General features: G+C 64.6%; 21 protein-coding genes. 10 read left to right on the top strand and 11 right to left on the bottom strand.

The window, feature by feature from the left end; all coding sequences use genetic code 11:
- Positions 1-12: 12 nt before the first annotated feature.
- Positions 13-921: a transcriptional regulator FeaR gene (feaR, locus tag CR917_RS23890; protein WP_104573051.1), complete on the top strand. Its 909-nt coding sequence runs from the start codon at positions 13-15 to the stop codon at positions 919-921.
- Positions 922-944: 23 nt separating this feature from the next.
- Here feaR and CR917_RS23885 read toward each other — a convergent pair whose 3' ends face one another.
- The 7 genes from CR917_RS23885 to CR917_RS23855 all read right to left on the bottom strand — a co-directional run bounded on the left by CR917_RS23885 (position 945) and on the right by CR917_RS23855 (position 9,022).
- The gene (locus CR917_RS23885) at positions 945-2,444 is read right to left on the bottom strand and encodes an aldehyde dehydrogenase family protein (RefSeq protein WP_104573050.1); all 1,500 of its coding nucleotides are present in this window, start codon (positions 2,442-2,444) and stop codon (positions 945-947) included.
- Positions 2,445-2,623: 179 nt separating this feature from the next.
- Positions 2,624-3,052, bottom strand: a complete 429-nt coding sequence (locus CR917_RS23880; RefSeq protein WP_043863016.1) for a MarR family winged helix-turn-helix transcriptional regulator — start codon at positions 3,050-3,052, stop codon at positions 2,624-2,626.
- Complete coding sequence (hemE, locus tag CR917_RS23875; protein ID WP_054915444.1) at positions 3,045-4,130, bottom strand: uroporphyrinogen decarboxylase; 1,086 nt, start codon at positions 4,128-4,130, stop codon at positions 3,045-3,047. Before hemE ends, CR917_RS23880 begins: the two co-directional genes overlap by 8 nt.
- A 27-nt stretch (positions 4,131-4,157) precedes the next feature.
- On the bottom strand, positions 4,158-4,844 hold the full coding sequence (gene rpe, locus CR917_RS23870; RefSeq protein ID WP_043863018.1) for a ribulose-phosphate 3-epimerase: 687 nt from the start codon (positions 4,842-4,844) through the stop codon (positions 4,158-4,160).
- 12 nt (positions 4,845-4,856) lie between these two features.
- Positions 4,857-5,783, bottom strand: coding sequence for an alpha/beta fold hydrolase (locus tag CR917_RS23865; RefSeq protein ID WP_104573049.1), 927 nt, complete (start codon positions 5,781-5,783; stop codon positions 4,857-4,859).
- Positions 5,784-5,841: 58 nt separating this feature from the next.
- Positions 5,842-7,419, bottom strand: coding sequence for a class I adenylate-forming enzyme family protein (locus CR917_RS23860; protein ID WP_104573048.1), 1,578 nt, complete (start codon positions 7,417-7,419; stop codon positions 5,842-5,844).
- The gene (locus tag CR917_RS23855) at positions 7,406-9,022 is read right to left on the bottom strand and encodes a phosphopantetheine-binding protein (protein ID WP_104573047.1); all 1,617 of its coding nucleotides are present in this window, start codon (positions 9,020-9,022) and stop codon (positions 7,406-7,408) included. The genes CR917_RS23860 and CR917_RS23855 overlap by 14 nt, the downstream gene beginning before the upstream one ends.
- Positions 9,023-9,473: 451 nt before the next feature.
- Here CR917_RS23855 and ccoN point away from each other — a divergent pair, with 451 nt between their 5' ends.
- Together ccoN and CR917_RS23845 are read left to right on the top strand one after the other, a co-directional pair.
- Complete coding sequence (gene ccoN / locus CR917_RS23850) at positions 9,474-10,901, top strand: cytochrome-c oxidase, cbb3-type subunit I (RefSeq protein ID WP_043863022.1); 1,428 nt, start codon at positions 9,474-9,476, stop codon at positions 10,899-10,901.
- A gap of 10 nt (positions 10,902-10,911) precedes the next feature.
- Entirely contained in the window at positions 10,912-11,124 is a 213-nt protein-coding gene (locus CR917_RS23845) for a cbb3-type cytochrome c oxidase subunit 3 (protein ID WP_371920445.1), read from the top strand.
- 272 nt (positions 11,125-11,396) lie between these two features.
- On the opposite strand, the gene CR917_RS23840 is transcribed toward CR917_RS23845, so the two are convergent.
- On the bottom strand, positions 11,397-12,479 hold the full coding sequence (locus CR917_RS23840) for an ABC transporter substrate-binding protein (protein ID WP_058541135.1): 1,083 nt from the start codon (positions 12,477-12,479) through the stop codon (positions 11,397-11,399).
- Between the two features lie 228 nt (positions 12,480-12,707).
- On the opposite strand from CR917_RS23840, the gene CR917_RS23835 reads away from it, so the two are divergent.
- Positions 12,708-14,366, top strand: coding sequence for a nitrite/sulfite reductase (locus tag CR917_RS23835; RefSeq protein WP_043859916.1), 1,659 nt, complete (start codon positions 12,708-12,710; stop codon positions 14,364-14,366).
- The gene (locus CR917_RS23830; RefSeq protein WP_043859917.1) at positions 14,350-14,844 is read left to right on the top strand and encodes a DUF934 domain-containing protein; all 495 of its coding nucleotides are present in this window, start codon (positions 14,350-14,352) and stop codon (positions 14,842-14,844) included. The genes CR917_RS23835 and CR917_RS23830 overlap by 17 nt, the downstream gene beginning before the upstream one ends.
- A gap of 53 nt (positions 14,845-14,897) precedes the next feature.
- Here CR917_RS23830 and CR917_RS23825 read toward each other — a convergent pair whose 3' ends face one another.
- The gene (locus tag CR917_RS23825) at positions 14,898-19,820 is read right to left on the bottom strand and encodes an NEL-type E3 ubiquitin ligase domain-containing protein (RefSeq protein WP_104573046.1); all 4,923 of its coding nucleotides are present in this window, start codon (positions 19,818-19,820) and stop codon (positions 14,898-14,900) included.
- Positions 19,821-19,889: 69 nt separating this feature from the next.
- Complete coding sequence (sohB, locus tag CR917_RS23820; protein ID WP_054915449.1) at positions 19,890-20,906, bottom strand: protease SohB; 1,017 nt, start codon at positions 20,904-20,906, stop codon at positions 19,890-19,892.
- Between the two features lie 197 nt (positions 20,907-21,103).
- Here sohB and CR917_RS23815 point away from each other — a divergent pair, with 197 nt between their 5' ends.
- The 5 genes from CR917_RS23815 (at position 21,104) to CR917_RS23795 (ending at position 25,175) form a co-directional block, all read left to right on the top strand.
- Positions 21,104-21,814 carry a histidine phosphatase family protein gene (locus CR917_RS23815; protein ID WP_104573045.1) on the top strand — a complete coding sequence of 237 codons (711 nt, stop codon included), beginning with the start codon at positions 21,104-21,106 and terminating at the stop codon, positions 21,812-21,814.
- A gap of 55 nt (positions 21,815-21,869) precedes the next feature.
- Positions 21,870-22,187: an SCP2 sterol-binding domain-containing protein gene (locus tag CR917_RS23810; protein ID WP_043859921.1), complete on the top strand. Its 318-nt coding sequence runs from the start codon at positions 21,870-21,872 to the stop codon at positions 22,185-22,187.
- Between the two features lie 178 nt (positions 22,188-22,365).
- Entirely contained in the window at positions 22,366-23,433 is a 1,068-nt protein-coding gene (locus CR917_RS23805; protein ID WP_054915451.1) for a phosphotransferase family protein, read from the top strand.
- 28 nt (positions 23,434-23,461) lie between these two features.
- Positions 23,462-24,229: an SDR family oxidoreductase gene (locus CR917_RS23800; protein ID WP_043859923.1), complete on the top strand. Its 768-nt coding sequence runs from the start codon at positions 23,462-23,464 to the stop codon at positions 24,227-24,229.
- 166 nt (positions 24,230-24,395) lie between these two features.
- Positions 24,396-25,175, top strand: coding sequence for a TSUP family transporter (locus CR917_RS23795; protein ID WP_043859924.1), 780 nt, complete (start codon positions 24,396-24,398; stop codon positions 25,173-25,175).
- On the opposite strand, the gene nudC is transcribed toward CR917_RS23795, so the two are convergent.
- Complete coding sequence (gene nudC / locus CR917_RS23790) at positions 25,143-25,973, bottom strand: NAD(+) diphosphatase (protein WP_058541138.1); 831 nt, start codon at positions 25,971-25,973, stop codon at positions 25,143-25,145. The two genes, CR917_RS23795 and nudC, sit on opposite strands and share 33 nt — an antisense overlap.
- Positions 25,974-25,998: the final 25 nt, after the last annotated feature.

Raw genomic sequence — 25,998 nt, 5'->3', positions numbered from 1 at the left:
GAGGTGTGACCCATGAATACCGCTACTGCCCAGCAGCACTTCCAGCAATGGCTGGCCGACATCAACCATGCCTGCGGCGAGTTCGACGGTGCCGCGCTGGGGGATGCGTTCAGCGGTGAGATTCGCCCCCGCCAGCTGGGCGCCCTGCGCTTCAGTCACGTGAGCAGCTCTCACGCGCGGCTGCTGCGCACGCCGCGCGAGGTGCAGCGCAGCAGCGAACACAAGTACTTTGCGGTGTTCCAGCTCAAGGGCATGGCCAACATGGCCCAGGACGACGCCCGCGAAGTGCTGATGCCGGGGGACATCCTGCTGATCGACAGTGCACGCCCCAGCGACTTCACCTTTGGCGATACCTCCCAGCAGATCTCGCTGATACTGCCCCACGACCGGGTCGACCAGCTGCTGCGCTTCACCCCGGTGGAGATCGGGCGCAAGATCCCGGCCGGTTCGCCGGTCGCCCTGCTCGCCCAGCAGATGCTGTTGTCCTCGACCCAGCTGGACGAGGTGAGCCTGGCCGAAAGCGAAGCGGTGATCGATGCGCTGATCAGCCTGATGCGCCCGGCACTGTGCGGCAGCGACAGCAACCCCGACCCGCATGAACGCATCTTTCGCAAAAGCCTGGCGCTGATCGAGACGCACATTGCCGACGAGGCGCTGTGCCCGGAGATGATCGCGCGCGACATCGGCGTGTCGATGCGCGGGTTGTACCGGGTGTTCGCCAAGAAGGGCCTGGTGATCGCGCAGTACATCAAGAACCGGCGCCTGGACATCTGCGCCGAAACCCTGCGCAACCCGCAGTCGACCCTCAAGCTGTCGGCGCTGGGGTACACCTGGGGCTTCTCCAACAGCAGCTACTTCACCACTGCGTTCAAGCAGCGCTTTGGCGTGTCGCCCGGCGAGTACCGCAAGCGCTACAGCTGAGCGCCTGCGGCCTGCCAGCCGCCTCAGTGGCGGATGCACACCGACTTGGTCTCGGTGAAGGCGTCCAGCCAGTCGACGCCGAAATCACGCCCGGTACCGGATTGCTTGAAGCCGCCAAACGGCATGTTGGCATCGATCAGGGTGTGGCTGTTGACCCACACGGTGCCGGCCTCGATGCGCGGGGTGAGGTCCATGGCCGACTTGAGGCTGGTGGTCCACAGGCTGGCGGTCAGGCCATAGTCGCTGTCGTTGGCGCGGGCCAGCGCTTCTTCCACATCGGCCACGCGGGTCAGGCTCAGCACCGGGCCGAACACTTCGCTGCGGGTCAGGCGCAGGTTGTCGTCGGGGTTGAGGATCAATGACGGGCTGACGTAGTAGCCATTGGCATCCGGCGCGCTGGCACCGCTGATGATCTGCGCGCCCTGCTCGCGGGCATCGGCCAGGTAGGCCTGCACCGACTGCTGGTGCGCGCCGGAAGCCACGGCGTTGATCTGCGCGCTGGGATCCAGGCCCGGGCCTACGCTCAGCCCCTTGATCGCCTGCTCGAAGTCCGCTGCCAGGCGGTCGAACAGCGGCGCCTCGACATAGATACGCGAACTGGCGGCGCACACCTGCCCCTGGTTGAGGAAGCTGCCCATCATCAGGCCTTCGATCACCTGCTGCGGATCGGCGTCGGCCAGCACGATGGCCGGGTTCTTGCCACCCAGCTCCAGTGACAGGCGCGTCAGGCGGTCGACCGCCGAACGGGCAATGTGCTTGCCGGTGGCGGTAGAGCCGGTAAAGCTGATCTTCGCCACCCGCGGGTGGCTGGTGAGGGCGCTGCCGCATACGCTGCCGCTGCCGGTGATCAGGTTGAACACGCCGTCCGGAATGCCGGCCTCGGTGGCCAGCTCGGCCATGCGCATCAGGGTCAACGGGGTGATCTCGGAGGGCTTGATGACGATCGAGCAGCCGGCCGCCAGGGCGGGCATCACCTTCCACATGCCGATCATCAGCGGGAAGTTCCACGGCACGATGCCAGCCACCACGCCGACCGGCTCCTTGCGCGTATAGGCGGTGTAGCGGGCACCTTCGGGCACCGGGATCGACACATCCAGGGTGCGCCCGCAGATCTTGGTGGTGAGGCCGGCGGTGTAGCGCATCCAGTTCAGGGTACTGCCGACTTCGAAGGCGCGGGCGATGTTGATCGACTTGCCTTGTTCCAGGGTTTCGAGCTGGGCCAGCTCTTCACCGTGCTGTTCGAGCAAATCGGCGTAGCGCAGCAGGATACGCTCGCGCTCGGCCGGGGCGCGGCGCGCCCACACGCCACTGACGAATGCCCGATGCGCCGATTGCACGGCCTGGTCGACATCCTCGGCGCTGGCATCGGGGGTCACGGCAATGGGTTGGCCGTTGGCCGGGTTGAAGACGGTAAGGGTCTGGCTGGAGGTGGACGGCCGCCAGCCGCCATTGATGTACAGGCCGTGTTGGCGTCCGAGAAAACGCTGGACACTGGCTAGCAGGGGTACGGTGCCGGCAGTCATGAACACTCCTTTTGTTATGGTTGGGAACATCCCAGGAGAGTGTATGGCGCCGCCGCAGGCGGGATGTTTCGCTGGCTGCCAGGGTGGTTGGCGAGTGTGCCAATGTGGTGGGTGGTGTGGCTGTTCGCCAGCAAGGCTGGCTCCTACAGGAGCAGGCCTTGCTGGCGAATGGGTGCGGGTCAGCGCAGGCGGGTACGGATCCGGTGGCACACGTTGAGCACCTGCTCCACCTCGCCCTCGCCCAGGTCGATCTTGCACGCCATGTTGCTGAACACCTGCGCCGCCTCGGCCTTGAGCTCACGGCCCTTGTCGGTCAGCAGCAGGTTGCGTCGGCGCCGGTCGCTGGGGTCCAGGTACACGGTGATGAACCCCGCATCCGCCAGGCGCTTGACGATTGGCGTCAACGTGCCCAGGTCGAACAGGGTGAGCTCGCTCAAGGCGCTGATCGACACATCATCCTTGCCCCACAACCCGGCCATCACCAGCAGTTGCGGGTAGGTGACGCCACGTCGCTTGAGCGGTTCGGCATAGTCCCGAACCATGGCGTTGGCTGTCGAATACAGCGAGAAACACAGCATCTTGTCGAAGTCGAACGTCGGGTCAAGCATGCACACCTCCCGCGACGCGGCTGTAGTGATGCACCGCGTCGACCAGTACTGCAACCGCCTCTGGCGAAGTGGCCGGCGAAATGCCCTGCCCCAGGTTGAACACATGGCCGAAACCGGCCGCCGGTGGTCCGAACGTCTGCAGGGTGCGTCGCACCTCGCGGCGAATGCTCGCCTCGTCTGCCAGCAGCACGGCCGGGTCGAGGTTGCCCTGCAGCGCCACGCAGTTGCCCACCAGCTGGCGTGCCAGCGCCAGGTCACACGTCCAGTCCAGGCCCAGCGCATCGGCGCCGCTGTCGGCCAGCGGGCTGAGCCACTGGGCGCCACCACGGGTATGCACGATGGAGGGAATGCGCACGCCATGCTGGGTCTTGTGCAGGCGCGCCAGCACTTCACGCAGGTAATACAGGGAGAAACGCCGATAGGCAGCGTCGGCCAGCACACCGCCGAAGCTGTCCACCAGCATCACCGCCTGGGCGCCGGACTCGATCTGTGCATTGAGGTCGGCAGCCACCGCGTGACCGAGCACCTTGAGCAACCGGTGCAGCAGTTCCGGGCGACGGTAGAGCATCTTCTTGATCAACTGGCAGTCGCCCGGCGGGCCACCCTCGACCATGTAGCAGGCCAGGGTCCAGGGGCTTGCGGCAAAGCCCACCACCGGCACCTTGCCCTCCAGTTCGTGACGCACCTGGGCAAGGGTCTGGTAGGTGTGCTCCAGCGCCTCGGGTTCGGGCACGCGCAGGCGCTCGATGGCCGCCTCGTCACGCAAGGGGTGACGAAAGCGCGGGCCATCGCCGTTCACGCAGTACAGGCCCAGCCCCATGGCGTCGGGCAGGCTGAGCATGTCGGCGAACACCACGGCGGCATCCAGGCTGAAACGGCGCAGCGGTTGCAGGCTGGCCTCGGTGGCCAGGTCCGGGTTCTTCACCAGGTCCAGGTACGAGCCGGCCCTGGCACGCAGGGCACGATGCTCGGGCAGGTAGCGGCCGGCCTGGCGCATCAGCCAGACAGGCGTATGCGCCGTGGGTTGGCGCAGCAAGGCCTTGATAAACGTATTATTGTGCAAGGACGGGTAACTCATGCTGGTTCGCGAAATTCACTGCACAGCTCATGACTGGCGCCGCGGGGCGGCATCGGCAATCGTGCTGCGCAAGGCGTGGAGCGTGGCGCGGTAATCGGGCTGGGAAAAGATCGCCGTACCGGCCACGAACATGTCGGCACCGGCCGCAGCGACCTGGCCGATGGTGTGAAGGTTGACCCCGCCATCCACTTCCAGGCGGATGTCACGGCCACTGGCATCGATCAGCTTGCGCGCTGCTTCGATCTTGGGCAAGACCGCCGGGATGAACGACTGCCCGCCGAAGCCGGGGTTGACCGACATCAGCAACAACAGGTCGAGCTTGTCGAACACATACTTGCATTCCTCCAGCCCTGTTGCCGGATTGAAGGCCAGGCCCGCCTTGCACCCCAGATCCTTGATCAGTTGCAGGGAGCGGTCCAGGTGAACGGTGGCCTCGGGGTGAATCGAGATGTAGTCGGCACCCGCCTCGGCAAATGCCTGGATCATCGGGTCCACGGGGGTGACCATCAGGTGCACATCCAGCGGCGCGGTGATGCCGTAGCTGCGCAGGGCCTTGCAGAACTGCGGCCCCATGGTCAGGTTGGGTACGTAGTGGTTGTCCATCACGTCGATGTGGATGACGTCGGCACCGGCAGCCAGAACCCGCTCGGCTTCCTCGCCCAACCGGGCAAAATCGGCCGCCAGCATCGACGGGGCAATCCAGAACTCTTTCACACGCCTACTCCGTTACTCATTGGCTATTCGTCGCACCGGGCCCTGCTCGTTTTGCGCAAGGGCGGTGTTGATCTGTGCGATCAGGCTGTCACTTGCCGCTTCGAGATGAAAATGGTGCCCGCCATCATGCCAGTGCACACGGCTGGCCCAGGGCAACGCTTTTTTGCGCTTGTCGAATTCCGGGCCGGCAAACAGGCCCTGGCGCCCGAGCATCACATGCAGCGGGCAACTGATCTGACGCAGGAAGTCGCAGGCCTGACGCTCGGTCAGCTGCATCGGTTCGGGCAGCACCAGCCGCGGGTCGTGACGCCAGCGGTAGCCATCCCCCACGCTGAGCAGGTCGCGCATGGCCAGCAGGCGTGCCGAGGCCGGCGAGAGCAGGCCGTCGATACTGTTGCGCCGCTCGTTGACCGCCGCCTCGACGCTGCTGAACTGCACGCTGTCGGGGGCCGAGAACCCATGCAGGCGGGTGCGCAGGGCCAGGCGCATCAGGCGATGGGCCTTCTTCAGGTGCTCCACGGTGTCTTCTTCGGCGATGGTGAACGGAGCGCCCATGCCATCGAGGAAGATCATGCTGTCGATGGACTTGTTCATCGCCCCCAGGATCGACGCGATGCCGCTGCCCATGGAATGGCCGATCACCGAAAAGCGCTTCCAGCCCATGCACTCGACCAGGGTATTCATGTCGTCGGCATGTTCCCACAGATAGTAGCCACTGTCGGCACGCCGATGGTCCGAGCGTCCGTGCCCGGCGAGGTCCGGTGCCACCACGAAGCAATCCTTCAGGTACGGCGCCACCTGTTCGAAGGAGGCGGCGTTGTCCAGCCAGCCATGCACGGCCAATACCGGATGAGCCCCCTCCTCGCCCCAGACCCGCAGGGCAAACGTCTGCCCGTTGACGTCCAGGGTCTGGTCCCTGCTTTTATTGCCAAGACGCATGTAGATACTCCCTGCGTAAGCATTGTTTCGAGGTAACGGGCAACACCCGCAGCGCCTGTCAGCCGGCGGCCGCCAGCTGTGCCGAGCGTGCCGTGTGTTGCAACTGCTTGAGGTCGAACTTGCCGTTGGCGGTGCGCGGCAAGGTGAGCTCGATACTGATTGCCAGTGGCACCTTGTGCGGCTCGAGCCCGGCGCGGCAGCGTTCGAGCAACTGCTCGGCGCTGAGCGTGACGCCCTGGCTCAAGGTCACGAAAGCCCACAGCCCTTCGCCGGCCGCAGCATCCTCGACACCGACCACCGCTGCCGCGTCGATGCCTGCCATGGCGTAGAAGAAGTCTTCCACTTCCGCCGGGCTGACCTTCATGCCGCGGGACTTGATCACGTGATCCATCCGGCCTTCGAAATACAGGTAGCCGTCTTCGTCCAGGTGGCAGTAGTCGCCGGTATGCAGCACGCTCTCCCCGGGATAGGGGCCGGGCTTGAGCTTTTTCGCCGTGGCCTGCGGGTTGCGCCAGTAGCCGGCCATGACCGTGGCGCCGCGAATCACCAACTGGCCCACCTGGTGGGCCTGGTCGATGCGCTGGCCGTGCTCGTCGATCAGCCACAACTCGGTGTTGGGAATGGCGATGCCGACGCTGCCCGGCTTGCTGTCGATGTCCTCTGGCGGCAGGTAGGTGCAGCGCTTGCACTCGGTCAGGCCGTACATGGAGAAGATCTGCGCCTGCGGAAACAGCGCCTTCATCTGCGCAATGTGCGGCGGCTTGAGCGCCGCGCCGGTATTGGTGACCATGCGCACGTGCTCGAAACTGGCGTTGCGCTTGCTCGCGTACTCATGCAGCAGCATGAGCATGGTGGGCACGAACGGGATGACCGTGATCTGGTACTGGCGGATCTTCTTGATCAGGAAGATCGGCCAGGTGAATTCCTTTTCCAGTACCAGGGTGGCGCCCGCGCTCAGCGCCATGATCATCTGGTACAGGCCATAGTCGAACGACAGCGGCAACGAGCAGAGCACGTGGTCGCTGTCGTTGTAGCCCAGGTAGGTGTGCAGCGACGACAGCGCCGCGAGCATGTTGCGATGGGTCAGCATCACGCCCTTGGGCTCGCCGGTGGACCCGGAGGTATAGATGATCGCGGCCAGGTCCAGGTCCAGCGTGCCGCAAGGCACCGGAGCTCCGTTGCCCTGCATCAGCACACCCTCGAAGGTGCGTGTCAGCGCCGAGTCGGCCTCGCCGTCCAGCAGCACGATGGTGCGCAGGTACGGCAGGCTCGGGGTGTCCACCGACAGGCTGGCGAACTTCTCCGAGGTGGTGATCAGCACCGAGGCCTCGGCGTCCCGCACGATGTAGTCAAGGCCGTCGGCGTGGGTCTCCAGGCCGACATTGACCACCACGCCACCGGCCTTGAGCACACCCCAGAAGGCACAGATGGTTTCTACCCGGTTGCCCAGGCACAGCACCACCCGTTCCTGACGCTGCAGGCCACAGGCCTGCAAGCCCGAGGCCAGCCGCGAACTGGAATCGTCGAGGTCGGCATAGGTGTAGGTTTCATCGGCATAGATGACTGCCGCCTTGCGCGGGTACAGGCCGTTGCTGGCCTCCAGTACCTGCTGCAGGAGCACGCTAGACCGGCTCATACTGTACCTCTGGCTGGCCTTGCGAGGCGGTTTCGGGGGCGTTCTGGCGGTTGGCGTCGATGTACTGCGCCAGCGTCGTCACGGTATTGAAGTGCCCGGGGGCAATGGTGTCGGGGTTGACGAAGAAGCCTTCGATCTCGTCCTCCAGGCTGACCAGCAGCTCCATCGAGGTGAGCGAGTCGAGCCCCAGGTGGTCACGCAGGTGCGAGTCGGCACGCACCTCGGTACTGGCTGGCAGCTTGAGCACCACCCGCAGGATCTCGATCAGTTGCGCCTGCGTGGCGCCGCTGGCCGTCACGCCCGGTGCGCTGCTGGCAGCAGGTGCGCTGGCCGGGGCGGCGAGCATGTCGTCCAGCGCCACGTCGGCGTGGCTGTCGCGGATCTCCAGTGCGGTCTGACGGGCCCTGGCCAGGAACAGGCGGCCGTGGCTGACGATCACCTCGGCCGGGTGACCATGGCTGTGGAACAGGGTGGGCGAGGCCGTGGGGCCATAGGCACCGGAGGCCGTCACCGCCAGCAGGTCGCCTTCGCTCAGGGTCTCGATGCGCACGTCACGCCCCAGCAGGTCGTCGGGGCTGCACAGCGGGCCGGAGATATGGTACTCGCGCAGCGGCGCGCCATTGCTGCCGGTGGCGTGCACGATGCGGAAGTTGCGCTTGAGCACCTGGCCGCTGCCCGCCGCGGCACCGTGGCAGTTGGTGCCGCCGTCGGTCACGGCGAAGGTCTTGCCGTGGTTGTGCTTGATGTTGTCGACGGTGACCAGCAGCGCGCCGCATTTGCCGGCCACGAAACGGCCGGACTCGACGATGATGCGGGTACGCGGGAACTGGCGATGGAAACTGTCGAACAGCGGCGCCAGCAGCTGCTTGAGCTGACGGGTGTCGAGTTCCTTTTCGTTCTCGTAGTACTTGATGCCCAGGCCGCCGCCGACGTCGACCATGCTCAGGTCCAGGTCGTAGCGAAGGGTGAGGTTGCGGTACAGGTCGAGGATGTAGCTGGCATTGTCATACACCGACTGGGCGTCGAGGATCTTGGTGCCGTTGTAGACGTGAATGCCCTTGATATGCAGGTTGGGCAGCGCCAGGTACTGGCCGAAATTGGCCACTGCGGTGTCTTCCTCGATACCGAAGTGGGTCGGGCGCCCGCCCATCTTCCAGGGCGAGCCCGAGGCCGAGAAATTGGGATTGATGCGAATGGCCACCGGTGCGGTACAGCCCAGCGAGCCGGCCAGGGCAGAAAGCGCGCGCAGTTCGGTTTCGGATTCGACGACGATGGCGTACACCCCCACTTCCAGCGCCCGGCGGTGTTCCTCGGGCTTCTTATAGGGGCCCAGGAAAATGATGTCCTGGGGTGCAACGCCCGCCTTCAGGGCGATTTCCAGCTCGCCCAGCGAACAGACCTCGGTGTTGCCGCCGTACGAACGGATCAGCTTCACCAGCGACAGATTCGGATTGACCTTGAGCGCGTAGAAGATATCCACGCAGTCGGGCAAGGCGTCGCGCAGTTCATTGAAACTGCTGCGCAGCACCGCCTCGTCATACAGGTAGGTAGGCGTACCGAATGTCGCCTTTGCCTGGAGGACCAATTCTTTGGAAAGCTTCATCTGTTGCTCCCTTCGTTATTATATTTTCCGGTGCCGAATGCGTGCGCGGGATGCGCACCTGCGTCGTCCCGTTAGCCCTGGCGCGTTAAGTGTCGTATCGGATCGCGCAACGCCTGCAACAACGACAGAAAGCCCCTGCCTGCAAAACTTTGCGCGCAAAGTTTGTGAAATTCTCTACTGCGTTTCGCGGTGATGTCAAGATAATTCCAATGAACCCTGGCTGCGGCCGATGGTCACCCCGTTGACGGCGATTTAGGCCGCATAACAGCGTTCAAATGTCGCAGCTGTTACAGATCAGTAGCGCTTTTGCCCAATGAATACAGGGCTTTTATCTGATCCGTATATAAGGCCTGTTTCTGAGTCTGTTTTGTCTGCGGCAGGCTTTCTAGAGTCAGCGCCTGTGCTCGTCCCGTCGGGGGGTGGGCTAGGAAGGAAACGCGGATAAACAGCCATGAGTACTCATCAACAGGCACAGGCCTACAACTACAAGGTGGTCCGGCAGTTCGTGGTCATGACGGTGGTGTGGGGCATCGTCGGCATGGCCATGGGCGTATGGATCGCCTCGCAACTGGTCTGGCCGGAGCTCAACCTGGACCTGCCCTGGACCACCTTCGGCCGCCTGCGCCCCCTGCACACCAGCCTGGTGATCTTCGGTTTCGCCGGCAGCGCGCAATTTGCCGCCAGCTACTACGCGGTGCAGCGCACCTGCCAGGTACGCCTCTACAGCGACTGGCTGACGGCCTTCACCTTCTGGGGCTGGCAGGCAACCATCGTGATCATGCTGCTGAGCCTGCCCCTGGGCCTTACCACCACCAAGGAATACGCCGAGATCGAATTCACCGGCGCGGTGTGGATGGCGATCGTGTGGGTGGCCTATGGCGTGGTGTTCTTCGGCACCCTGCTGCGCCGCAAGGGCACGCACATCTATGTCGGCAACTGGTTCTTCGGGGCCTTCATCGTGGTCATCGCGATGCTGCACGTGGTCAACCACCTGTCGATTCCGGTCAGCTGGTTCAAGTCCTACCCGGTGTACGCGGGGGCCACCGATGCGATGGTGCAGTGGTGGTACGGCCACAACGCGGTCGGCTTCTTCCTGACCACCGGCTTCCTGGGGATGATGTACTACTTCGTGCCCAAGCAGGTCGGCAAGCCGGTGTATTCCTACCGCCTGTCGATCGTGCACTTCTGGGCGCTGATCACCCTGTACATCTGGGCAGGCCCGCACCACCTGCACTACACCGCCCTGCCCGACTGGGCGCAGTCGCTGGGCATGGCGATGTCGATCATCCTGCTGGCCCCGAGCTGGGGCGGCATGATCAACGGCATGATGACCCTCTCGGGCGCCTGGCATAAGCTGCGCAGCGACCCGATCCTGCGTTTCCTGGTGCTGTCGCTGGCGTTCTACGGCATGTCGACCTTCGAAGGGCCGATGATGGCGATCAAGACCGTCAACGCCCTGTCGCACTACACCGACTGGACCATCGGCCACGTGCATGCGGGTGCGCTGGGCTGGGTGGCGATGATCACCTTCGGCGCGCTGTACCACATGATTCCCAAGGTGTTCGGCCGCGAGAAGATGTACAGCATCGGGCTGATCAACCTGCACTTCTGGCTGGCCACCATCGGTACCGTGCTGTACATCGCCTCGATGTGGGTCAACGGCATCACCCAGGGCCTGATGTGGCGCGCCATCAACGACGACGGCACCCTCACCTACTCGTTCGTGGAGGCACTGGTGGCCAGCCACCCGGGCTTCATCGTGCGCTTCGTCGGTGGCGTGTGCTTCCTGAGCGGGATGCTGCTGATGGCCTGGAACACCTGGCGCACGGTACGCGTGGCAGACCCGAAACTGGCACTGGACAACGCGCAGATGGCGTAAGGGGCAGCGAATGAACGGCTGGGCATATGGGTTGTATTGCGTGACCGGACTGATGTTCTTCTACCTGATCACCAGCGCCTGCCTGAGGCGCCATAGCGACCAGGTGGATGACCAGGCAAGCCTCATACCCTTTGCCGATGACCCGGTGGTGGCGCGCCGGGTCGAGCAGGCCATCGGGCGACCGGTGCCTGCCGAGGCACCGGAGGCTTTGCTGAAGGCTTGAGGGTGGTGCTGTACCGGCATGTCCGCAAGAGCGGGTTGATTCGCTCTTGCGGCTTGGCCTATTGGTGACTGACCCAGTAAACCGCCGTCACGACCACCAGTACAATCAGGCAGAGTATCGCCCACGCATCGACACTGCTGTCCGGCTTGCTTGCCTTGCTTGGATTTCCCATTGCATTGCCTCTTGTTGTGGTTATGGGAATGCACTGCACCTGATGCAGTTAAGTCCAGCAATGCCCTTTGCTCAAGCAGGGTTTTTGTACAGCTCGTCGGTTAGTAGTCCATCGCGTCCTTCAGGAACGGGTATCGATACCCTGGCGCCTTGCCAACGGCGCTGAACCCCTTGAAATCCAGCCCATAGTCGCCCTGCTGTTCAAGCGTGAGCCAGCGCCGTGCCTTGACCGCATCGATCAGCTGAAGCACCGGCACCGGCCGCGGCCGGGCGAGCAACTGACCGATCGGCACGCCCTGCGCATCATCGTGCAGCAGCACCATGGCCCACCCGCCCAGAGAAAAGTGCCCGCCCATCAACACGCTCAATCGACCCTCGATTCGCGCCTGCAGGGCCTGTGGCGAACTGTTCACCGCACTGAACAGCACATCCCGGCCCGGCACCCGCCCGGCCTCCTCGAATGCCTGCATCGCGCCGAACGCCATCTCGTCATTGGCCGACCACACCAGCTGCGTACGCGGATAACGCGCACCCAGCAACTGCGCCTGCTCATAGGCGCGCTGGCGACTCCATTCCCCATACACCAGCTGGCGCAGGTGCACGCCGGGCAACTCGGCCAACGCCCGGTGCATGCCCTGCTCACGCAACTGCGCTGCCGGGGTGTGCTTCAACCCCGAGAACGCCAGCAGGTCCACGCCCTGCTCTAGGGCAGCGGGCGGCAACTGCTCGACCAGCGTCTTGAGCATGCGGTAGCCGGCCTCCTCGTCGTTGCCGGTCAGGGTGCCGAGGACCGGCGGATAACGGTCCGGATACTCGTGCACCTGCCGCGCCTGGTCGACCGTCAGGCCGTTGTTGACCAGAAACAGCCTGACCCCGCTGCCGCGCGACAGGCGGATGATCTCCGGCGCCACGTACTGCTCGTTGACCAGCACCAGGTAGTCCGGCCGCTGCGGCCCCTGAAGCGCCTGTCGCGCCTGATGCAGCACACGCTGGCGATCACGCCCGCTGTACTCGACTCGCAGGGACATGCCCAGGTTCTGCGCGGCGCCTTGCATGAAACGCGAGTAACTGACCCAGAAGGTCTCGTCGGCATTGCCCGGATTGAGAAACACCACCGAGGCCGCCTGGGCGCCACTCACCAGCGACAGGCCCAGCCACACCGACAGGCACAAGGCCTTGAGCATTCGAGTACGCTCCTGCAACGCAAAGCGCCGAGTATAACCGCGACGGCACGGGCAACGCTCAGGTGACAGCCAAACGCTAGCCAGTCTCACTTAGTCCATATAGTTCTTTTCATATGCAAAAACATCACTTTTGCGCATAAACGCAAACTGCTATCTTGCCTCGGCTCCGCCCCGGAGTGCGCGGCCGTGCGCGCGATTAGCTGCAAGCAGCCTGAGAACAGGACCCCTATGTACGTATACGACGAGTACGATCAGCGGATCATCGAGGACCGCGTCAAGCAGTTCCGAGACCAGACCCGACGCTACCTGGCCGGTGAGCTGAGCGAAGAAGAGTTCCGCCCCCTGCGCCTGCAAAATGGCCTCTATATTCAACGTTTTGCCCCGATGTTGCGGGTAGCCGTGCCCTACGGCCAGCTGACGTCGCGCCAGACCCGGATGCTGGCCAAAATCGCTCGCGACTACGACAAGGGCTACGCGCACATCAGTACCCGGCAGAACGTGCAGTACAACTGGCCAGCCCTGGAGGACATCCCCGAGATTCTCGCCGAGCTGGCCACGGTGCAGATGCACGCGATCCAGACCAGCGGCAACTGCCTGCGCAACGTCACCACCGACCAGTTCGCCGGCGTTGCCGCGGACGAAGTGATCGACCCGCGCCCATGGTGTGAAATCGTGCGTCAGTGGACCACCTTCCACCCCGAGTTCGCGTACCTGCCGCGCAAGTTCAAGATCGCCATCAATGGCTCGGCCAGCGACCGTGCGGCCATCGAAGTGCACGACATCGGCCTGGAGCCGGTGCACAACGCGGCCGGCGAACTGGGCTTTCGCGTGCTGGTCGGCGGCGGCCTGGGCCGTACCCCGGTGGTGGGCGCCTTCATCAACGAATTTCTGCCCTGGCAGGACCTGCTCAGCTACCTGGACGCGATCCTGCGCGTGTACAACCGTTACGGTCGCCGTGACAACAAGTACAAGGCGCGCATCAAGATCCTGGTCAAGGCCCTCACGCCGGAGGTGTTCGCCCAGAAGGTCGACGCCGAAATGGAGCACCTGCGCGGCGGCAGCACCACCCTGACCGATGCCGAAGTGCATCGCGTGGCCAAGCACTTCGTCGACCCCGACTACCTGGCGCTGGACAACCTCGACAGCCAGCTGGCCGAGCTCGACCAGCAGCACCCGGGCTTCGCCCGCTGGCGCACGCGCAATACCCTGGCGCACAAGAAGCCGGGCTATGTGGCCGTTACCCTGTCGCTCAAGCCGACCGGCGTGGCGCCGGGCGACCTGACCGACAAGCAGCTGGACGCGGTGGCCGACCTTGCCGAACGCTACAGCTTCGGCCAGTTGCGCACCTCCCACGAGCAGAACATCATCCTGGCCGACGTCGAGCAGCGCCAGCTGCACGCGCTGTGGCTGGAGCTGCGTGAAAACGGCTTCGCCACGCCGAACATCGGCCTGCTGACCGACATCATCTGCTGCCCGGGCGGCGACTTCTGCTCGCTGGCCAACGCCAAGTCGATCCCGATCGCCGAATCCATCCAGCGCCGCTTCGACGACCTGGACTACCTGTTCGACATCGGCGAACTGGACCTGAACATCTCCGGCTGCATGAACGCCTGCGGCCACCACCACGTCGGCCATATCGGCATTCTCGGGGTGGACAAGAAGGGCGAGGAGTTTTACCAGGTGTCCCTGGGTGGCAGCGCCAGCCGCGACGCCAGCCTGGGCAAGATCCTCGGCCCCTCGTTCGCCCAGGACGACATGCCGGACGTGATCGAGAAGCTGATCGATGTGTACGTCGAGAAACGTACTGAAGACGAGCGCTTCATCGACACCTACCAACGTATTGGCATCGACCCTTTCAAGGAGCGCGTCTATGCAGCGAATCATTAAGGGCAACCAGATCGTCGACGAAACCTGGCACCTGCTGCCCAAGGACGTCACCCTGGACGAACTGACCAACTGCGACGACTATATCGTGCCGCTGCACCTGTGGCGCGAGCACGCCCATGCCCTCAAGGCCCGCGACGGCGGCCTGGGCGTGTGGCTGGATGCCGACGAGGAAGCCGAGGAAATCGGCGATGACGTGGCCAGCTTCCAGGTCATCGCGTTGAACTTCCCGGCCTTCACCGACGGGCGCAACTACTCCAATGCGCGCCTGCTGCGTGACCGCTACAAGTTCACCGGCGAGCTGCGTGCCATCGGCGACGTGCTGCGCGACCAGCTGTTCTACATGAAGCGTTGCGGTTTCGACGCCTTCGCCCTGCGGGCCGACAAGGACCCGGTCGAAGCGCTGCAGAGCCTGCAGGACTTCTCGGTGACCTACCAGGCCGCCACCGACGAGCCGCAGCCGCTGTTCCGTCGACGCTGAACACCGCCCCATGAAAAAGGCCCCTTGCGGGGCCTTTTTTTGTGGCGTCGAATTTACAACCGGGTGACCTGGTCAGGCACGCTGTTCCAGATTTCTGCCGTCAGCGTCTCCAGCAACTTTTTCTCCTCCTTGGCCAGGTTGGCTTGCAGTACGTGGCTCTGGCGCAGGTACGCCGCTTCGGTGATGTGCCCGGCATCGGCATCTGCCTGCAAGGCCTCCATGCGGGCGTGCAGCGGCTTGGCGATGCGCTGATAGCGCTCGGCATACTGCACCTTCAGGTAGCTGACCCAGAAGTCGCGCTGGGCAATCGAAGCCTTGAGCACTGCCGGCGTCTCGCCCTCTTCGATCTCCTTCTGCGCAGCCTTGATATCGGCATCGCTGACCTGGGCAGTGGCTCGGTAGCGCATGGTGTTGGGCTGCCCCGGCAGCTCGAGCGGCTCGGTCAGCGCGGTACGGTAAGCCAGCCGCACTTCGACCTCGTCCACCATCGTGCCAGCACGCACACGTGCATCGATGACCCGCTGGGCAATCAGCTCGACCTGCTCCAGACGATACAGCCCGCGCGCCAGCTTCATCAGTGACCACTCGGCACCCAGCTGGGTACCCAGCGCCAGGGCCTGATTGATCAGCACCTGCACCTCAAGCTGGCTGAACACCAGGATCACCGCATCGCCACAGTTGCGCACGCTGTCCAGGGTCTGCAGTACCTCCTCGCGCAGCGCCGTGTTGGCGCTCACTGCCTTGATCAGCGCCCACACCCGCTGTTTGAGGTCGTCGTAGGTCTCGCGAAAATCGGACGTCTCCCCCAGGTCATCGAACAGCCGGAACAGTTCGTCGGTGCCCGGTTCGGCCTTGAGCGCATCCCACATCGCCTGCAGTTCGGCCGCCTGCACCGCATCTGCACCGGCAAGCCAGGCCGTGGCACCAGCAGCCATCGGCTCGGGCGCAAAATGGACGCGCAGGTTCGGCGTCACGCCAAAGCTGATACGCGTGCGCTGACGATAGACCGTCAGCCTGACCTGGCTGTCGGCATCGATCGGGTTGCCGTGCAGGCTGGTGACCCGATTGATCCTCAACACCCGATCGACACGCTCGGCTGCGGGCGCCAGCACGTCCTGCGGCACCACCTGAATGTTGTTGGCGCGCAGGTCGACCTCTTCGAGCATGTCAAGGTCCATCAGGCCGGTCGGCCAGGTACTGATGCCCGTGTGCTGCAGCCTGAGCCCGCGCAGGTCGACCAGGGTCGAAACATCGGGCGCGGTTATCAAGGGGTTGTGGTCCAGGTTGAGGATTCTCAGGCGAGCCAGTTTGGCCAGCACCGCATTGGCAGCAGCATCCATGACCAGGCTGTTGTAGCTGAACGTCAGCCGGGTGATGCGCGGTATGGCTTCCAGCGCGGCAGGCAGGGTGCTGAACAGGTTGTTGGAAAGGTTGAGCCAGCGCGTATTGGCAAACTGCTCGACAAAGGCTTCGGGCAATTCGCTCAACTGCATGTCGCGCATGAACAGCGACGCCACATGGCTGAAATCGGCACTCAGAATCGGCAGACCTTCAAGGCGCGTCTCCGACAGGTTGAGGGTGTAGCCGACGGTTCGCCCTTCAAAGGTTACCACCGGGCTGGTCTGGCGCCGCCAGCAACGCTCGATGCGATCGGCCGCCACCTCCCGGTGGCGACGGGTGGCGAAACTCACGGACTGATCGTTGCGCCAGGCGGTCAGCTCATCGATCAGCTTGAACAGTTCCTGGCGACGCCCCTCAAGCTTGACCAGCAGCTCCTCCTCACTGAGCCCCTCACCTAGCTCCTGCAAAAAGGCCTGCACCTCGTCCACCGCCAGGTCGGGGTACAGCGCCCGGGCCCGCTGCATCGGCGTCTGCGGCCTGCCGAACGGGCGCCGGCCACTGAGCGGATAACCGATCTGGCCATCGAGCATGCGCATTGGCGGCTTGAACCAGCGCGTGCGCGGACGCACGCCGATGCTGCTACGCACCGCAGCCGTATCCTTGGCGGCATTCTCGGCCAACATCAGGCGCAACGCGTCGGCCTGGTTGATGTTCAGGCCCAGCAGCACGCGCTCGCTGTCGGGCAGCGCATGCAGCATGGCGGCGCACAACGGCTCCACCCCGCCCAGCGCGTTATGCTCGCTGTCATAGGCCTGATAGCCTTCGTCCAGCCGCGCGAGAATACGCTTGGTGCCGGTGGCCGTGCTGCTCCCGACCGCCTTGAGCTCATCGCCCCACGGGCTGCCCTCACGTACCTGCAACAGCACATCGCCAGACCAACCCGGCAAGGCCTGCAACTGGTCCATGGCAACCTTCAGGCAGTCCAGGCGATCGGTGTAGCCCAGGTAGAGGCCCTCACGGGCACGCACCACGCGCACCTGCTCCGCCAGCCAGCGGGCCTGTTCGGCCAGGCGCAACGGCACCCGCGGCGGGTTGGCGGTGAGCTGCGCTCGCTCGCTGACGCTGGCACTCTCGACCAGCTCTCTGGCCTGCCGCCACGCCAGCCCGGCAAACTGCTTGCGTACCACCGCCATGCCCGCCACCTCCTGCACCGGGTCGGCGCGGTAGAGGCTGTCGAACACCTGGCTGCGGTTGACGCTGGCGTAAAGGGCATAGGCTTCACGCAATTGCGTCAGGCGACCAGCCTCGGTCCTGGCCAGGTAGGGGCCGAACAGGGCCTTCTCTTCCTGTTCGGTCAAGCCCTGCAGCAGCGTTGTCAGGAAGCGACCGTCGACCAGTTCCTGGCGCGTGATCGACAGGGTCCGGTTGTCGGCGCTCAGCGGCGTACCGTACTCCTTGACCAGCTGCCCGTCCTCCATCACCCGCACCAGCACACCGGCCGGCCAACCCGGCATGCGTGTGAGCAAGGCCAGGGGCAAGGCATCGAGCTCGGTGGCCAGTGGTTGCCCGTCGCGCATGGCCGCAATCACATCCGCCACCCTGCGGCTCATCTGCCAGCGCACCAGGCTGTCGCCGAGCAACGCCGGCAAAGGCTCGTTGTTGCTGTGCAGGCGGCGCAGGCGTGCCTCGTCGATGCCGGTGATGGCGGCCATGTTCAGCAGGTCCTCGTCACCCATGCCGTCCACCAGATGGCCCAGGCGCCGCCACAACGTCAGGCCTTCCCACTGCTGCGGGTCTTCGGCCTCGAGGCGCCAGGCCCCGGCGCCGTTGTGCACCACCGGCGGCTGGTAGGCGTCATCGCGAGGATGGCGGACCTGGTACTGGCCCGCTTCGGTGCCGACCACCTCGTAGGCGCGGCCCTGCACACGAATGTAGGTCTTGTCGCCCACGCTGTAGCGCCCCTGAAGGTCCGGCACGACCCCCGACAGATCGACATCCGCGGCATAGGGCTCCAGCTGCGGCTTCCACAGCCGGTACTGCCCGTTGGCCAGCCTGATCTGGACTGTGCCTTCCAGCAACTCGCTGCCCGGCCCGACGGCCAACGGCTTGAGGGCAAGCCCCAGGCCCACGGCGAATGCAATGTTCAGTGCCACCGACTGCAGGTGCGCCATGGCCAGCTCGCGATCACCCACCTCCCAGTCTTCGATGCCCTCGACCACCTCCCCGATCAACTGGCCGGCCGCCACCACCGCCATCACCTCCCCCAGCCCGGGTACGAAGAAGGCGGCGCTGTTGAGCACGTTCAGACCGATGCTTTCCCAGTACGCCAGGCGCGCCTCGCGGGCCGCTTCGTCCGCGTCGGCACTGGGCACGGCCAGGTGCCGCGCATCAGCCTTGGCCTTCTCGATCAGGCGTCGATGCTGCAACTCGAACAGGTCATCTTCCACACGGTGTTCACGCAGGTACAGGTCCGCCTCCAGGTTGGGCTGGCGCTCCAGCAGCCCGTGCTGGCCATCGACCAGGTGAAACAGATTGCTTTCCAGCAGCCCGAAGAAGCGCTCTTCATCGGCCCGGGCCACACAACCGCGCATGGCCTGCTGATAGGCGGGCGAAATCAGGTTGATGCGCAGGTCGCGCTTGAACGCCTCGATGCTCGGGTATTCCTTGAGCGGGTACAGGGGCGCGCCAGGCACATACACCAGCACAGGCTCGGTCTGCTCGCTGAGCAGGCGGTCGGCACTGGCCACCCAGATACCGGACAAGCCAATGCCGAACATTTCCAGGGTGCTGAACACCAGGGGCTTGCCGTTGTACTGGGCGGCACCGGTGCCATCGAGCCAGCCGAGCAAGGCGCTGCGGGCAGCCTCGCCAATCTCGCCCTTCATCGCCGCAATCCAGGTGCGCACGCGCAGGCGCGCCTTGTAGGCCTCGATGGACTGCCGGCGAACCCGATCATGGGTGGCCGGCGCCTCGTACACTGCAGCCAGGTGGTCCTGGTACTGCTTGCCCAGGTCCAGCTCATGGCACACACGGGCAAAGTCGCGCGGGGCCACCGCCAGCTTGCTGCTGTAAACGTAGCGATAGCGCGGCGCGTGCTCGCTGCCAGGTACCAGAGCCATGGAAAATGCGCCCTTGGCCGCCAGGGCCGTACCGGCGTCGAATTCGGCATCCCGGGCAAAGTTCTGCAGCGCCGCCTGCAGCAGGCTCTGGCGCCTGGGCACCACGCGCACCAGCGCACCCAGCAGTTCGGTGTCGTGGGTAACGTGCACGAATTCGTGGGTGTTGACGTCGTCGTCGCGCTGCAAGTCGCGCTTGAGCCTGGCCTTGAGCAGCGGCTCGGCGAACTCGACGATGCCTTTGAGGGGGCGCAGGGTACGCGCCAACGCGTCGGCGCAGGCGCGGGCGTGCTGCTGGCAGGCGAGCAGTGCCTGGCGCTGGTCCTCGCGGGCATTGCTGAACCAGGGCGCCGGCGCATCCCCTGCGCCCTGGTGCTGTTCGGCGCCCCAGGGCTGGCTCAGGGCCGCGAAACTTGCAGGGGTGGAGTGCTTGAGCCAGTCAGGCATGCGCTGATGGATGAAGGGGCCGTGCGGCCCCGGGGTGACATAGGTGTCGGTGGAATCGGTGGGAGTGGTCATGATGGTCCTCGGGGTAGATTGAACCCCAAGCAGACCCCATCATGACGCAGGTGAAGTGCTACATATTGCTCAGCGCCAGCGGCCCAGACGGCTCCACAAGCCCACCAGGGTGTTCTCGATGGAGGCGCTGGCAGCCAGGCCAACGCGCTCCTGCAGGCTCTTGCGTTCGGCAAAATGCAGGTGATACAGGTTCGAATCGCGAGCGCGTTCGCTCAGGTATTCGTCACTGGTGCGCAGCTCGTCCACCAGTTGCTTGTTCAGTGCCGCCACACCCAGCCAGACCTCGCCGGTGGCCACCTCATCGATGTGCAACTGCGGGCGGTAACGCGAGACGAAATCCTTGAACAGCTGATGGGTCACGTCCAGGTCTTCCTGGAACTTCTCGCGGCCCTTCTCGGTGTTTTCGCCAAACACGGTCACGGTGCGCTTGTACTCACCCGCCGTGAACACCTCGAAGTCTACATCGTGCTTTTTCAGCAGGCGGTTGACGTTGGGCAACTGCGCCACCACCCCGATGGAGCCCAGAATGGCGAAGGGCGCACTGACGATCCTGTCACCGATGCAGGCCATCATGTAGCCGCCGCTGGCCGCCACCTTGTCGATGCACACCGTCAGCGGCACGCCGGCCTGGCGGATACGCGCCAGCTGCGAGGAGGCCAGGCCATAGCTGTGCACCATGCCGCCACCGCTTTCAAGGCGCAGTACCACTTCGTCCTTGGGCGTGGCGAGGGTCAGCAGCGCGGTGATTTCATTGCGCAGGCTCTCGGTGGCCGAGGCCTTGATGTCGCCGTCGAAATCCAGCACGAACACCCGCGGCTTGTCCTCGGGCTTTTTCTTCTGCTGCTTGTCGCGCTTGGCCTGCTGCTTGCGCAGGGCCTTGAGCTGGGCCTTGTCGAGCAGACCCGACTCCAGGCGCTCGCGCAGGTCCTTGTAGAAATCGTTGAGGCGAGTCACATGCAACTGCCCCCCGGCCTTGCGCCGGCCCTTGCCGCGCAACCCGGCAATGGCCGACAACACCACCAGGAGCGCGATCACCAGGGTCGCGGTCTTGGCCAGAAAGCTGGCGTATTCAGCAAGAAAATCCACAGTAGCTCCTTAACATGTCTGCGCCCGTACGGCGCCAAACGTGGCCCAAGCATACCGGCGCGGCCACGCCTCCACCAGCGTGGGCAACGCCCCGAAACGCAGTTCAAACGACCTTTTCAAACGCTTGTATGTTTTTTCGTTGACAGGCCGCCATCGGCCACCTACCCTCGCCAGAACCTTCACTCCAGGCATACGACGTGGGCAGCATCTACCTCATTCGACATGGCCAGGCCTCCTTTGGTGCCGACGACTACGACGTGTTGTCGCCGACCGGCATTGCCCAGAGCGAAGCACTGGGCGATCACCTCGCCCAGCTGGGCCTGCGCCTGGATCGCTGCGTGGCCGGCGACCTGCGCCGCCAGCAGCACACCGCACGCCTGGCCCTGGCCCGCCTGCAGGCTACCGGCAGCGCGGTACCCAGCCTGGAAACCGACCCTGCCTTCAACGAATTCGACGCCGACGCCGTCATCCGCGCGCTGCTGCCCGGCCTGCTGCCGGACGAGCCCGAGGCGCTGCACATCCTGCGCAATGCCCGCAACAACCGCAGCGAGTTCCAGCGCCTGTTCGCCCTGCTGGTGCAGCGCTGGCACGGCGGCGAGCACGATGTCGACGGCCTGCAAAGCTGGCAAGGCTTCGTCGAGCAGGTGCACGACGGCCTGCAACGCCTGCTGCGCGAGGCCGGGCAAGGCGACAACATTGCCATCTTCACCTCCGGCGGCACCATCACCGCCCTGCTCCACCTGATCACCGGCATCACCCCCAGCCAGGCGTTCGCGCTGAACTGGCAGATCGTCAACACCTCGCTCAGCCATCTGAAGTTTCGTGGCCGCGAGGTGGCGCTGGCTTCCTTCAACAACCAGGCCCACGTGCAGTTGCTGAGGGTGCCGGCGCTCATCACCTACCGATGAGCACCGGCCTGTTGCGGCCCCAGGGTCGCTTACATCACTTAATAAGGAATACACCATGACCGACGTAGCTAAAGCCGTTCAAGCCATGCAAGAGAAGTTCAACCCTGCCGCCGCTGCCGGCCTGGACCTGGTGTTCGGCTTCAACATCACCGACGAAGACAAGCACTTCTCGCTGATCGTCAAGGACGGCACCTGCGACCTGCAGGAAGGCGAAAACCCTGACGCCAACTGCACCCTGGTGCTGGACAGCGAAACCCTCAAGGGCATCGTCAGCGGCGAAACCGACGGCATGCAGGCCTTCATGGGCGGCAAGCTGCGCGTCGAAGGCGACATGATGCTGTCGATGAAACTCAGCGAGCTGTTCCCGGCCTGAGCCTTGCGCTGATGCCGACCAGAACCGAAGCCTTGTGCTTCGGTTTTTTTTCGCCCGGCATCAGGGGTGGTGATCGTGGTGCAACACGCTGGCCTATAACACAGTCAAACACTTGTTCGGTTTATCCGCGAGAATTAGATTAAACAATAATCAGCGACTTTCAGAATAAGGGAAAAGCATGACGCTCACCGACCAGTCGACCCAGGTTCGCCCCGGCGAAGAACTCGATGCCGCCCTCATCGACCCTTATCTCAAGGCCAGCATTCCAGGCCTGAGCGGCACGCCGGTGATCAGCCAGTTCCCCGGTGGCGCGTCCAACCTCACCTACCTGCTCAGCTACCCGGACCGCGAGTTCGTGCTGCGCCGCCCGCCGTTCGGGCAAAAGGCCAAGTCGGCCCACGACATGGGCCGCGAGTTTCGCATCCTCAACCAGCTCAACAGCGGCTTCCCCTATTGCCCCAAGGCCTACGTGCACTGCACCGACGAATCGCTGATCGGCGGCGAGTTCTACGTGATGGACCGGGTCAAGGGCATCATCCTGCGCTCGGACCTGCCCCCCGAACTGGGCCTGGATAGCCAGCGCACCGAAGCCCTGTGCAAGAGCTTCATCGACCGCCTGGTCGAGCTGCACCAGGTGGACTACACCGCCTGCGGCCTGGCCGACCTGGGCAAGCCCGAAGGCTATGTGCAGCGCCAGATCGAAGGCTGGAGCGCACGTTATGAAAAGGCCCTGACCCCGGATGCACCGCGCTGGGAAGCGGTGATCGCCTGGCTGCGCGAGAAGATGCCGGCCGACCACCCACGCCCCGCCATCGTGCACAACGACTACCGCTTCGACAACGTGATCCTCGACGCCGACAACCCCATGCGCATCATCGGCGTGCTGGACTGGGAAATGACCACCCTCGGCGACCCGCTGATGGACCTGGGCAATACCCTGGCCTACTGGATCGAAGCCGGCGACCCTGCGCCCGTGCAACTGATGCGTCGCCAGCCGAGCAACGCACCGGGCATGCTCACCCGGCGCCAGTTCGTCGACTACTACGCCGAACGTGCCGGGCTGCAGATCGACAACTTCGACTTCTACTACACCTACGGCCTGTTCCGCCTGGCCGGCATCGTGCAGCAGATCTACTACCGCTTCTTCCATGGCCAGACCCAGGACAAGCGCTTCGCCCAGTTCGTGCACATGAACAAGCTGCTGGAGCACATGAGCCTCCAGGTCATCGGCAAATCCACGCTCTGACGCCCTACAACTACAAGGAACCCGCCCCATGTCCAAGACCCAGTTGTTCGACCTCGACGGCAAGATCGCCTTCGTGTCCGGCGCCAGCCGCGGCATCGGCGAGGCGATTGCCCACCTGCTGGCCCAGCAGGGTGCCCACGTGATCGTGTCCAGCCGCAAGCTCGACGGCTGCCAGCACGTGGCCGACGCGATCATCGCCGCCGGCGGCAAGGCCACGGCGGTGGCCTGCCACATTGGCGAGATGGAACAGATCGGCGCGGTGTTCGCCGGCATTCGCGAGCAGTTCGGGCGCCTGGACATCCTGGTCAACAACGCCGCCACCAACCCGCAGTTCTGCAACGTGCTGGACACCGACCTGAGCGCCTTCCAGAAGACCGTCGACGTGAACATCCGCGGCTACTTCTTCATGTCGGTCGAGGCCGGCAAGCTGATGCGCGAAAACGGCGGCGGCAGCATCATCAACGTGGCATCGATCAATGGCGTATCGCCGGGGGTGTTCCAGGGGATCTACTCGGTGACCAAGGCGGCGGTGATCAACATGACCAAGGTGTTCGCCAAGGAATGCGCCCCCTTTGGCATCCGCTGCAATGCGCTGCTGCCGGGGCTGACCGACACCAGGTTCGCCTCGGCGCTGGTCAAGAACGAAGCGATCCTGAACACGGCGCTGCAGCAGATCCCGCTCAAGCGCGTGGCCGATCCGAAGGAGATGGCGGGCGCGGTGCTGTACCTGGCCAGCGATGCGTCCAGCTACACCACCGGTACGGCGTTGAATGTGGATGGGGGGTTCCTGTCCTGATACCGCATAGCGGGTCAAGCCCGCTCCCACAAGGATCACCGCTATTTCTGTGGGAGCGGGCTTGACCCGCGATAGGGCCCTGACAGGCACGCACCATCTCCTTTACCATAGCGCCCCTCAGGCGCAGCTTTACCGTTCTGCGCCCCAGTCGAATAAGCCCAACACCATGCCCTTCGAACTCAGCGTAGATCTCACCACCCTAGCCATTCTTGCCGCCGTGGCCTTCGTGGCCGGGTTCATCGACGCCATCGCCGGCGGCGGCGGCCTGCTCACCACCCCCGCTCTGCTCACCGCCGGCATGCCGCCGCACCTGGTGCTGGGCACCAACAAGCTCAGCTCCACCTTCGGCTCGGCCACCGCCGGCTTCACCTACTACCGGCGCAAGCTGTTCCACCCCGCACAGTGGCGACATGCCCTGGTCGGTACCCTGGTAGGGGCCTTCATCGGCGCCATCGTTGCCCACTACCTGCCGGCCGAATGGCTGAACAAGATGCTCCCGGTGGTGGTGTTCGCCTGCGGCGTTTACCTGCTGTTCGGCGGCACGCCAAAGGCGCCGCTGGACGCCGATGCGCCGATCAAGAAGAAGTGGCAACTGCCCCAGGGCTTGACCCTGGGTTTCTATGACGGCGTGGCCGGCCCGGGCACCGGCGCGTTCTGGACCGTCAGCACCCTGCTGCTCTACCCCATCGACCTGGTCAAGGCCAGCGGCGTGGCGCGCAGCATGAACTTCGTGAGCAACGCCGCAGCACTGTCGGTGTTCATCTTCTCCGGCCAGGTGGACTGGGCGGTGGGCCTGGCCATGGGCTCGTCGCTGATGGTCGGCGCGTTCTTCGGCGCACGCACCGCCATCAGCGGCGGCAGCAAGTTCATCCGCCCGGTGTTCATCACCGTGGTGCTGGCCCTGACCGTGCGCCTAGCGTGGCAGCACTGGTTCGGCCAGGCCTAGGCGGCGCGCCACGTACAGGTCGATCAGGTAACGCGCAATCGAGCGGCCCGCCGGCAACGGCGGCAGCGCATGCACGCTGAACCACTGGGCATCCTCGATCTCGTCGGCCTGCATCACGATCTCGCCGCCGGCGTATTCGGCATGAAAGCCCAGCATCATCGAATGCGGGAACGGCCAGCACTGGCTGCCCACGTACTGGAGGTTCTTCACCTCCAGCGCCACCTCTTCACGCACCTCACGCACCAGGCAGTCCTCGGCCGACTCGCCCGGCTCGGCAAACCCGGCCAGGGTGCTGTACACGCCGGTCACGAAGCGTGGCGAGCGCGCCAGCAGTATCTCGTCGCCACGGGTGATCAGCACGATCATGCTCGGCGAAATGCGCGGGTAGCTGCGCAGCTCGCAGCCGGCGCAGTACATCGCGCGCTCCCACTGGATCTGCACCATCGCCTGCCCGCAACTGCCGCAAAAGCGGTGCTCGCGGGCCCAGGTGGCGATCTGCGCGGCATAACCAAGGAGGGTGTAGGTATCGGAATCGCCTTCCAGCATGAACTGGCGCAGGCCGCGCCAGCTGCAGCCCTGGGGCGCCTGTGCCGAGCGCAGTTCGAGCAGAAACACCGGCTGGCCGTCGAAGTGGCCGATGCCGTGCTCGCACACCACGTCCAGGTCCTGGCGCCTGAGCCAGTCCCGCGGGAACAGCGCGCCGTTGGCGTCCACCAGAAAGCCCTCGGCACAGTGGGCGACGGCCAGGCCGCCGGGGGTGTTGGGGTCCAGTACTGCAGTGGTCCAGCGCGCTGACATGTTGCGTTCCTTGAGGGTTCGCGAC

The organism is Pseudomonas sp. BRM28, from assembly GCF_002939405.1.
Classification (GTDB): Bacteria; Pseudomonadota; Gammaproteobacteria; order Pseudomonadales; family Pseudomonadaceae; genus Aquipseudomonas; species Aquipseudomonas palmensis.
The sequence above is the reverse complement of the archived record's forward strand: the minus strand, read 5'-3'. Positions and strand labels throughout refer to the sequence as shown.